This is a genomic window from Myxococcus sp. CA039A, assembly GCF_013336645.1.
GTDB classification, from domain to species: domain Bacteria; phylum Myxococcota; class Myxococcia; order Myxococcales; family Myxococcaceae; genus Myxococcus; species Myxococcus llanfairpwllgwyngyllgogerychwyrndrobwllllantysiliogogogochensis.
Map to the genome: position 1 here is coordinate 20,004 of NZ_JABUMQ010000109.1, position 10,204 is coordinate 30,207.

A 10,204-nucleotide genomic window follows, 5' to 3' on the forward strand; every position below is an offset into this window, starting at 1 on the left:
CCATTCTAGGGGCATCCCCTGTCTGATTTCCTCAACGGGCCAAAAGAACAGTCTCCCTGGAATTGCCTGACGCGGTGCATTGCCTGGCGGAATCCCTGACATGCGTCACTTCAGGCCAAGGTCGACGCCGTCGAGAGCAGCACGGGAAGAACCTGCTCCGCGGGCCCCAGGACCTCGACGTCGAAGTCCGGATGGCGGGGCTCCATGGGGGTGAGATTGACGAGGAGCGTCCACGCCCCCGCGTACTTCGCGCCCCGGACGAAGTTGGCTGCGGGTGCCACCGTCCCGGACGTTCCGATGGCGATGAAGAGGTCACAGTCGCGCAGGGCCTTCTTGGCCGCCCACTCCGCGTCCACGGGGAGGGGTTCACCGAACAAGGTGATGGCGGGGCGGAGGAAGTGACCGCACGCGGGGCACGTCGGGGCCGCATCGGGCTGTGAAGTGTCCGCGAAGGGGCTCTGCGTACACGCTGGATTGGAGCAGCAGGTGCGCAGCAGGGAGCCGTGCAACTCGACGACCTCCGGGCTGCCCGCGCGGGTGTGGAGCCCATCCACGTTCTGCGTCAGGAGGGTGAAGGTCGAGCCCTTCCCGAGCCGCCCCGCCCATTCCGCGAGTGCGAGGTGCGCCGCGTTCGGCTGGGCGTCCCCCACCAGTCCTCGCAGCGAGCCGAAGAGCTTCCAGACGCGAGAGGGGTCGCGTGCGAGGAGCTCCACGTCTGGGACCTCTTCCATGCCAGGACGCGTCCACAGTCCACCGGGACCACGGTAGGTGGGCAGGCCCGAGGCCACGGAGATGCCCGCGCCGGTGAGCACCACGATGTGGCGCCAGGTGCTCGACTGGAGTCGATGGCGGAGCTGCCGCAGCACGTTCTCTTCGGTGAGCAGGGCGGTCATGGTGTCGCGCCAGTCTAGCGACTCTGGCTGAAGAGGTGCTTCGCCATGAAGTCCACGAAGACGCGCAGCTTGGGGGACAGGTAGCGGCTGGACGGCCACAGCATTCGGAACGTGCCTTCGTGCTGTGTGTGGTGTTCGAGCACCGTCGCCAGGGTGCCGTCCGCGAGCTGGCGGCGGATGGCGAAGTCCGGCAGGCAGGTGATGCCGAGGCCCTGCTCGGCCATGAAGATGAGCGGTTCGATGGTGCTCACGACCGCCGTCGTCGGCAGCTCCATCTCCTTGCGCCCGCGTCGCAGGGGCCAGCGCTCCAGCTTGCCGTTGGTCGCGAAGCGGTGATGCAGGCACGCATGGGACTTGAGGTCCTCGGGCTTCCGGGGCGTCCCTCTTCGCGAGAGATAGTCGGGCGAGGCGACGAGCGTGAGTCGGAAGGTGCCCAGCACCCGCGTCATCAACCGGGAGTCGCTCACCTCGCCCGCGCGCACCACCCCGTCGAAGCCTTCATCAATCACGTCGACGAGCCGGTCTGAGAAGTCGAGGTCGAGCTCGATTTCGGGATACGCGCGCATGAAGGCGCTCAGCGTCGGCATCATCAACATGCCGGCCAGGGGCATGCTGACGCGCAGCTTGCCGCGCGGCGCACCCTGCGTCTGCGCGAGCTCCAGCTCCGCGGCTTCAACCTCGCAGAAGATGCGGCGGCAGCGCTCGAGGAAGAGCGCACCCTCTGGCGTCAGGGTGATGGTGCGGGTGGAGCGGTGGAAGAGCCGCACGCCGAGCCGTTCCTCCAGTCGAGCCACGGCCTTGCCGATGGCCGATGACGACACCCCCAGCTGCCGTCCGGCGAGCGTGAAGCTGCGCGCATCCGCGGCCTGCACGAAGGCGTTGAGTGAGCCGAGACTGTCCATGCGCCAAACCTCGATTGCGGACATTTCTGTCCGATGTGCTCGGAACTGTAGCGCGGTGGTCGTGACCGCACCTCGAATCTATTGTTTCAGCCATCGACGTCGACGGAGGTCGCCTCGCCCCGTGGGTGGTGGCTTCGCCGTCGGCCGACGTCCTCCCTCTCCTCTGACTGGCGACACCATGACTTCGACGACCACGCCCCGCGCCCAGGCCGCGCCTGCTCCCGGACTCCGACACGCTGACGGCACGGCCGAGCGGGAGGAGCGGCTTCCCATCGCCGGGCTGCTTGCCCTGGCCATGGCCGCGTTCATCACCGTGCTGACCGAGGCGCTGCCCGCGGGGCTGCTGCCTCGGATGAGCGCGGACCTTGGTGTCTCCGAGGCACTGGTCGGCCAACTGGTCACGCTCTACGCCATCGGCACGCTGGTGACGGCGATTCCCCTGACGGCCGCGACGCAGGGCTGGCGACGTCGCCCGTTGTTGATCCTCGCCCTCCTGGGCTTCGTTGTCGTCAACACGGTGACGGCGGTGTCGACGAACTTCGTGCTGACGCTCGGCGCGCGGTTCTTCGCCGGGGTGTTCGCGGGATTGTTGTGGGCGCTTGTCGCCGGCTACGCGGCGCGCATGGTGCCGGAGCACCAGCAGGGCAGGGCGATGGCCATCGCCATGGTGGGCATCCCGCTCGCGCTCTCGCTCGGAATCCCTGCCGGGACCTTCCTGGGTGCCGCCGTCGGCTGGCGCGTCACCTTTGGCATCATGAGCATCCTCACCGTCATCCTGGTCGGCTGGGTGTTCGTCAGGCTCCCAGACTTCCCGGGCCAGACGGGGGACCGTCGCATGTCCATCCGGAAGGTGTTCATGCTGCCGGGGATCCGGTCCGTGTTGTTCGTCACGCTCGCCTTCGTGCTCTCGCACAACGTTCTCTATACGTACATCGCGCCCTTCCTCGCTCCGGCGGGCATGGCGAAGAACATCGACATCGTCCTGCTTGTCTTTGGTGTCTTCGCGCTCGTCTCCATCTGGGTCATCGGCGTCTTGATTGATCGCTGGCTGCGAGAGCTGGTGCTCGTCAGCACGGCGCTCCTCGTGTTGGTGTCGTTCGCGCTCGGTCTGTGGGGGAGTGTTCCCGCTGTCGTCTACGCGGGCGTCGCGGTCTGGGGGCTGGCCTATGGCGGAGCCGCCACGCTCTTCCAGACGGCATCCGCGAAGGCGGCGGGAGAGGCGGCGGACGTCGCCCAGTCGATGATCGTCACGGCCTGGAACATCGCCATCGCGGGGGGCGGCATCGCGGGCGGCGTGCTCCTCGAGACGCTGGGAGTCGTTTCCTTCCCGTGGATGCTCGTCATCCTGCTGGTGCCGACGCTGCTCGTCGCCTGGGGGGCGAAGCGCCACGGTTTTCCGCCCGCTGCAGGGCGGCGCTGATGGCGGGCGGACGGACGGCTTCGAGCCGTCGACCGGTACGAACGGCTAGGCACCGCCTCCCGAACCGCGCGCCCGCTCCGTCCCCTTCAGCGCGGCATCGCACAGGCGCGCGATGATCATGCCCCCATTCGCGGCGGCGACGTCGCTGTCGGGCGCGAACTCGGTGATCGTCAGGCCGACGACATCGTTGGTGGCGGCCAGCCGTTCGACCAGCGACACCGCATCGGCCACTGAAGGCCCGCCGGGCTCGCGGTAGGCGAGGTGGGGGAATTCGTCTGGAGCCAGGACGTCCAGGTCGAAATGGATGTGGAGTTTCCGGCCGGACACGCGTGCTTCGTCGAGCAGCGCGAGTCCATGCTGCCTCTGGAATTCCAGGTCGCCCTCGTCCCCCACTCGCACGCCGTAATAGAAGAACCGGTCCGCGGAGATCGGGGCCGTCAGCAGCTCCCGCATCGGGCCGGGCGCGTAGCCCATGATGGCGCTGACCGGCATGCCGTGCAGGTTCCTGCTCGGCGACGTCTCGGGCGTGTTGGCGTCGTAATGCGCGTCGATCCAGACGACGGTGAGCCCGGGGTGCCGCTGTGCCAGATAGCCGATCACCGCGATGTCCACCGCGCAATCGCCGCCTGCTGTGAGCACGCGCTCGGGAGCGTGCCGCCGCAGGAGTTCGTGCGCCGCGCGGAACTGCTCGAACAAGGCGGGCCAGGCGATCACATCGAAGTCATCGCCCGTCGCGTCGCTGAGCGGAACGTCCACGCGCGGCGCGTAGCGCGCGCAGATCTCCGCCGCCGCCGCCGCGCCGCGCGGCAGATTCCGGTGGCGACCCGAACCCTGCCATTGTCCGTACGCAAGCATCAGGTCGAAACGAGTTGCCCTGCCCGCGCGACCTTCGGTCGAATGCATGAGCCCTCCGGTGGCACGTGGCCTGGGGTGCGCCACGGAGGTTACGACCGAACCCGCCCGGGAGCGAGGACTCAGCGCGGCCACTTCACCCGCATCAGCGTGTCCAGCTCCGCGCGGTCCTCCTCACCGGAGACCGCGAAGACGCACGGGGTGAGCGAGCCGACGGTCTATGTGTGGCGCCAAGCGCTTCGGGGGCATGGACGCCAACGACACGAAGCGGCTGAAGCAACTGGAGGCGGAGACTGCCCGGCGCTCGACATCGCAGTGCAACTGACGATGGCTCAGTGGACACAGCGCGAGCGGCTATGCTCCCCTCATCGCGCGGGCCCGCTCCTGGGCATGCGCTGAAAGGCCGAGGGGCGGACCATGTCGCAGCGGAGTGCCAGGTCGTGGCGGTGGCTTGCGGGCGTCGCGGTGCTCGCGCTGCCAGGGCTCGCGCCGGCGCAACATCCCCTCTACACGATTCCCTGGGAGGACAAGTCGCAGGTCCTGGAGTACCGCTCGTGTGGTTGCGCGGACTCCTGCTGGGTCGCGGAGCTGCGCGCGAAGAAGGGGCGCAAGCTGCTCGCCAGGCTGCGGTGTGACTGCGAGAAGCTCTGGGTCATCCCGAGTTGGAACTCGAAGGAGGTCGAGTACCGCGCGACCTGCGACGGCTTCGACACGGAGCGGAAGCTCGACCTCATCGCGGAGGAACTCAAGAGGGTGCTGAAGGCCCACAAGCCGGCGCCCTAGGCTCACGTCAGGGGCAGGGTCTCCAGGCTCATGGGCGCATGTCCCGCTACGCGCTCGACGTCGGTCGTGACGTCCGCCAGCTCACCCGCGGCGATGGCCGTGTACGTGCTCACCCATGCGTCCACCTGCCACTGCTCGGCCCCGTAGCGGGCCCGCGAGCGATACGCCTCTTCGATGCTCTCCGCCTGGTAGCGGATGGGACGCCCCAGCTTCCGACTGAGCACGGCGGCGACCTCGTCGAGCGTCAGCGATTCCGGTCCGGTCAGCGAGTACGTGCGGCCCCGATGCTCGCGGGGATTTAGCAGCACGGCCGTGGCGACATCGGCGATGTCGTCCTGTGCAACGGCCGCGACCCGTCCATGACCCGCGGGGCCTCGGAGCACGCCGTCCTCTCCCGCCATCATGGGGAGGAAGTCCAGGTAGAGGTTGTCTCGCAACATCACCGAGGAGAAGCGCTGCTCCCGCAAGCGCTGCTCGGTGGCCCAGTGGTCCCTCGCGAAGGTGAAGGTGGCATTCGGGGCCGCGCCGTAGAACGACGTGTAGACGAGCGTCTCCACGCCCACGGCCGCCGCTGTTTCGATGAACGCGAAGTGCTCCTCCAGTCGGGTCGGCGCCTCCTTCGCGGACACGAAGAGCGCGGTCCGCACGCCCTCGAGCGCGCGGGCGAGCGCGTCGCGATTTCGATAGGTCGCGACGTGGACCTCGGCGCCCGGCAGCGAAGGGGCCCGCTTCGCGTCGCGAACGATGAGTCGCTGAGCGACTCCCTGGGCCGCGAGCCGACGCGCGATGCGTCCCCCGAGTCGACCCGTGCAGCCGGTGACGGCAATCGGTGTATCCGCCATGTCGTCTCCTCCGTGGCTGGGGCGCGAGGCCCTCAGGTGGGCCGCGTCATCCGGATGATGGGCTTGAGCGTGTCACCCTTCTCCGAGTCCTTGGCCGCCTGGTTGATCTGCTCCATGGGGTAGAACCTCACCAGCTTGTCGAATGGGAATCTACCCTGGGCGTAGAGGTCGATGAGCTGGGGGATGAAGATGTCCGGGACGCTGTCGCCCTCGACGATGCCGCGCACGCTCCTGCCGGGAATCATGAGGTCATTCACGTCGAAGCTCGCCTCGGTGCCAACAGGAGGCGCGCCGACGACACCGCACGTCCCCAGGATGTCGAGCGAGTCGATGGCCTGTCGAAGCACCTTCGGGTTCCCCGTGGACTCGAGGGTGTAGTCCACACCCCGGCCTCCGGTGACGCGCTTGATGAACTCCACCGCGTCCTCGGTCTGCCCATTCACCGCATGCGTCGCGCCCAACTCCTGCGCCATTTGCAGGCGGTTGGGTTTGGTGTCCACGGCGATGATGGTGGTGGCCCCCGCGAGCCGCGCGGCCATGATGGCGCTGAGCCCCACCGCGCCGGAGCCGAAGGCCGCGAAGCTACGCCCGGCCTTGACTCCCAGGGAGTTGAGGACCGCGCCCGCTCCCGTGGAGATGCCGCAGCCCAGGGGCCCGAGCAGCTCCAGCGGCACATCCTTGCGCACCTTGACGATGTTGCGCTCCGTCGCGATGGCGAAGGTGCTGAACGAGGACTGGCCGAAGAAGTGGTCATGGAGGGGCTTGCCCTCCTTTTGAATCGCGGTGGACCCGTCCATCCGCCCACCGCCCATGTTCCGCGCGTAGAACTCCCGGCAGTACGCAGGATGCCCTGACTGGCACAGGTCGCACTTTCCGCAGAAGGTGAAGGCCATCACGACGTGGTCGCCCGGGGCTACCTTCGTCACCCGGTCGCCCACGCGCTCGACGACACCCGCGCCCTCGTGCCCCAGGACGATGGGCAGCGGCAACGGGTAGAACTGGTCGCGGACAATCATGTCGGTGTGACACATGCCCGTGGCGACCATCCGGACGAGCACCTCGTCCGCCCGAGGGGCTTCGACGGTGACGTCCTCGAGCTGGAAGGGGCCGCCCTTCTTCCACACGACGGCCGCCCTGGCCTGGGCTTGCTCACTCATTGGCTCTCTCTCCTTCGTGCCGGTCCTGGCTAGGGTACGAACGCCCTGCCGGGGAGAGGAGTCTTGCCCGCTGCATTCAGCGGGGACGCAGGGAGGCTCGGCTCCACGCCAGTCGCCTGGCGCCGGCCGAGCCTCCTGCCCACGTGCGCGTGGCTACCCGCCGCGCACGCTGATGCGGTACGCGGTGCCGCTGGTGCACTTGCCGACCTGCTGGACCACCGTGAGGATGTCCGTCGCCACCAGGTCGCGGCTCAAGAGGATGACGTTGCCGCTGCCGTCGCCAATCTCCTTGTTGGTGCTGTCATAGACGCGGATGCGTGCGCCGGGGACAGCCTGCGACACGATGACGAAGTTGGTGCCCGCGAGCGGCTGGAGGATGCGCGGCGCCGGCAGTTCCTTGCAGCTCCCCGCCGGCGGCGTCTGGTTCGTTGGGCCCGCATCACACAGCTTCTGCTGGGCGACCAGGACCTCTCCGGAGTTCAGGGCGCGGCCCAGGGGCGTGGCGAAGTCGTAGTCCGGGAACCAAGAGATGGGCGTGGAGAAGCCACCCGCGGAGCCCACACCCAACACGTCGATGCTCGTCCGGGCGCCGTTCGTCAGCGAGCCCAGGCTGACCAGCTGCTGACCCGCGAAGGTCTGCGGCGGGTCGAACGAGGGAGCGGGGATGTTCGCGGGCGCCTTCACGGCCTTCTGGGGCGCGGACTCCGGGCTCTTGTCGCCGCACAGGCTGATGACCGCCTTGTACTCGTCGCCCACGACGAAGGGCGTCTTGCCCGGGCGGATGGCCGTCCAGTCCGTGCTGGTCGATGACGAGACGGCCGAGCCTCCGTTCACCGTGACGGTGAGCTTCGCGCCCGGGACGTGGCGCACGGAGATGACCTCCGCGCACTCGTAGATGAGCGTCGGGTCGATGGCGGGCGCGGGCAGTCCCGTGGGGAAGTCGACCTTGTGGTCGCGGACCTTGATCTCCGGTGAAGGGCCGGACACCGCCGCACCACTCTCCTGCCGGGCGGAGACCTTGTCACCGGCGACCAGCGCCGGCACGTTGAACACCTCGTGGTTGGGACTGCGGGCGATGAGCGAGCCCACGTCGGTGCCGTTGATGGTCAGCGTCACCTTCGCGTCGAGCACCGCGCCGCGCACCGCGACCTGCGTCGCGCAGCCATACAGCGGGTCGATGACCACGGGCGGCGAGAGATAGCCCGTGTCATCCGGGATGTTGCCGGGCACCGTGGTCCCCGTCGGCTTCGGCGCCTTGCAGGCCTTGCGCAGGGCGTCGACGTGCGCGGTGAACTGTGAGCGGTCCGCGCCGTAGGGCGGCATCGTTCCAGGCAGCGGAGGGCTGACGGCGGTCTCCAGGACGATGGCGCAGTAGCCGGGCAGCTCCTTGGAGAGCGCGGGGAATCGGCGACCGGAGCCGCCCGCGCGGTGGCAGCTGTCGCAGCGACCCTCGGAGGACACGGCCTCCAGCAGATACGAGGGGCCCGGGTTCTGCGGCCAGTCCTGATGGACGATGGGCTCGTACCAGCCCGTCCCGAACAGGTCCAAGCCGATGAAGGGGGGCTTCTCCGGGTGGACGACGAAGGGGTTCTCGCCCGCGTGGCAGTCCGAGCAGGTGCCCTGGTCGTTGGCTTCGAGGGCATAGCCACCCACGAAGTCCTTGATGTCCACCTGCACGCCTCGGATGAAGGTCTTGCTCGCGGGGTTGTCCCAGAAGCACGCCTTGTTGCTGAGCGTGCCGAGGCAGATGATGCCGAGCAGGTCGATGGACTTGTCGTCGCGCAGGTAGCGGGGCAGGGCGAGGCAGACACCCGGCGGCTTGTCGCTGGTGTAGTGCATCAACTCCGCCTTCTCGGTGGTGCTGATGAACTCGTCTTCGATGACGCCTCGGTTGACCCAGCCCGCGGAGAACATGGGAGGAGGAATGGGCACCCCGGCCGCGGCGCACTCGCGGATGTAGGCTTCGCCGCTGTTCTCCGTGATGGAGAAGGTCTTGATGCCCTGGGCCTCCAGCTTCCTCGCTACGTCGGCGCCCACGCCCTTCGTCTCGTGCTGCTCGTCTCGTCCCACCTTCGACGTGCTCATGCGCTTGAGGTAGTGCATGCGCAGAGCGCCGTTGAGGGAGCGGATGCGAGTGAAGTCCTCGGGGCGCAGCGTGTCGTTCAACCAGTCGATGTACAGCGCGTTGGCGAGCACCTCGTCCTCCACCTGACTGGTGATGACCTTGCGCGGGCCGTCGATGTCGAGGCCGCCTTTCTCCAGGGACTGACGCCGCAGGGTCTCCAGGAAGTCCTTCTGCGTGCGCTGCACCATTCCAAGGTCAGCGGTGATGACCTTGCCGCCCTCCCCGAGGAAGGCGCCGTGGCCATAGGTGATGACGCGCTCGTCCGCCGGGGGCTCGGCGCTCTGGCAGCCAATGAGACTCATCGCTGTCACGACGGTGATGAGAAGGGTCAACCGCGGAGTTTCAAGCATGGGTCGTCCAGGGGTAGGAGTTGCGACGCGGCGGTGACTGCGATTCCAAGGCCCGCGCTGGCTGAACGGCACTCCCCCCATTTCTTCCCTCAAATGCCGCGAGCGGCCTGTCGTGCGGGCGCCCGGGTTGGAGGTGTTCGGACCGGACGAGGCGTGAGGCGCTGCGCGAGCAGTACGGTATTGAACACCGCCCGGGCTACGAGGACTTCGAGCAGGGTGAGCTTGAGCTTCAGCGCAGTGCCATGCCTCACCCCGCGGCGAGACGGCGGGGCGCGAGGCCCTCCAGGGCGGTCGCCAGGCGGTGCGCGGCCTCACTGGCCTCGCGTCTCCAGGCGATGCGCCAGGAGCGCTGCAGCGGCCCCGAGGCGAGCCGCTTCGCGACCAGGTCTCCCTTTCCGAGATGCGGTCCGGCGATCCACTCCGAGATGACGGCGACGCCCAGGCCGGCGCGCGCGAGGTCGAACATCGCCTCCGTCAGGGGGAGTCGCTCGAAGCGGAGGCGGGGGCGCTCCCGGCCGAAGACCTGGGTGAGGAACCAGTGGGCCTCCGCCGGAGGTGTCTGGGACGTGAGCAGGGTGTGTTCGCGCAGGTCATCCCGCGTGAGCGTCTTGCGTCCCGCGAGCGGGTGCGATGAGGACACGACGAAGACAATCTCATCGGAGAAGAGCTTGCGGGCCCCGAGCGTGGCGCGAGGGATGGTTGCCTGGGTGAGGAGCGCGACGTCGATGTCTCCCGCTTCGAGGGCCGGGATGGGGTCGCGCGTGTGTTCCACGGCGAGGGTGACCTCCAGCCCCGGCATGCTCCTGCGCAGGTCCACGAGCAGGGAGGGGAGCCAGTGGTAGGCGGTGTAGCACTCGCACACGAGGCGCAGGCGGAGGGG

At 68.3% G+C, this 10,204-nt stretch carries 9 protein-coding genes; 2 read left to right on the forward strand and 7 right to left on the reverse strand.

All coding sequences use genetic code 11. The features are described from left to right. Positions 1-110 precede the first annotated feature (110 nt). Positions 111-893, reverse strand: coding sequence for a Sir2 family NAD-dependent protein deacetylase (locus tag HR086_RS19610; RefSeq protein ID WP_174466358.1), 783 nt, complete (start codon positions 891-893; stop codon positions 111-113). Positions 894-907: 14 nt separating this feature from the next. After that, positions 908-1,795, reverse strand: a complete 888-nt coding sequence (locus HR086_RS19615) for a LysR family transcriptional regulator (protein WP_174466359.1) — start codon at positions 1,793-1,795, stop codon at positions 908-910. 178 nt (positions 1,796-1,973) lie between these two features. Between HR086_RS19615 and HR086_RS19620 the strand changes: the two genes are divergently transcribed. Beyond that, complete coding sequence (locus HR086_RS19620; protein WP_174456774.1) at positions 1,974-3,215, forward strand: MFS transporter; 1,242 nt, start codon at positions 1,974-1,976, stop codon at positions 3,213-3,215. Positions 3,216-3,260: 45 nt separating this feature from the next. Here HR086_RS19620 and HR086_RS19625 read toward each other — a convergent pair whose 3' ends face one another. Beyond that, on the reverse strand, positions 3,261-4,118 hold the full coding sequence (locus HR086_RS19625; RefSeq protein ID WP_174466360.1) for an arginase family protein: 858 nt from the start codon (positions 4,116-4,118) through the stop codon (positions 3,261-3,263). 366 nt (positions 4,119-4,484) lie between these two features. Between HR086_RS19625 and HR086_RS19630 the strand changes: the two genes are divergently transcribed. Continuing rightward, positions 4,485-4,850: a hypothetical protein gene (locus tag HR086_RS19630; RefSeq protein ID WP_174466361.1), complete on the forward strand. Its 366-nt coding sequence runs from the start codon at positions 4,485-4,487 to the stop codon at positions 4,848-4,850. A 2-nt stretch (positions 4,851-4,852) separates the two neighbouring features. On the opposite strand, the gene HR086_RS19635 is transcribed toward HR086_RS19630, so the two are convergent. The 4 genes from HR086_RS19635 to HR086_RS19650 form a co-directional block, all read right to left on the reverse strand. Next, entirely contained in the window at positions 4,853-5,692 is an 840-nt protein-coding gene (locus tag HR086_RS19635) for an SDR family oxidoreductase (protein WP_174466362.1), read from the reverse strand. A gap of 32 nt (positions 5,693-5,724) precedes the next feature. Continuing rightward, complete coding sequence (locus HR086_RS19640; protein ID WP_174466363.1) at positions 5,725-6,849, reverse strand: NAD(P)-dependent alcohol dehydrogenase; 1,125 nt, start codon at positions 6,847-6,849, stop codon at positions 5,725-5,727. Between the two features lie 153 nt (positions 6,850-7,002). Beyond that, entirely contained in the window at positions 7,003-9,324 is a 2,322-nt protein-coding gene (locus tag HR086_RS19645) for a hypothetical protein (RefSeq protein WP_174466364.1), read from the reverse strand. Positions 9,325-9,571: 247 nt separating this feature from the next. Then, positions 9,572-10,204: substrate-binding domain-containing protein (locus HR086_RS19650; RefSeq protein ID WP_174466365.1), on the reverse strand; the 633-nt coding region annotated here is incomplete at its 5' end.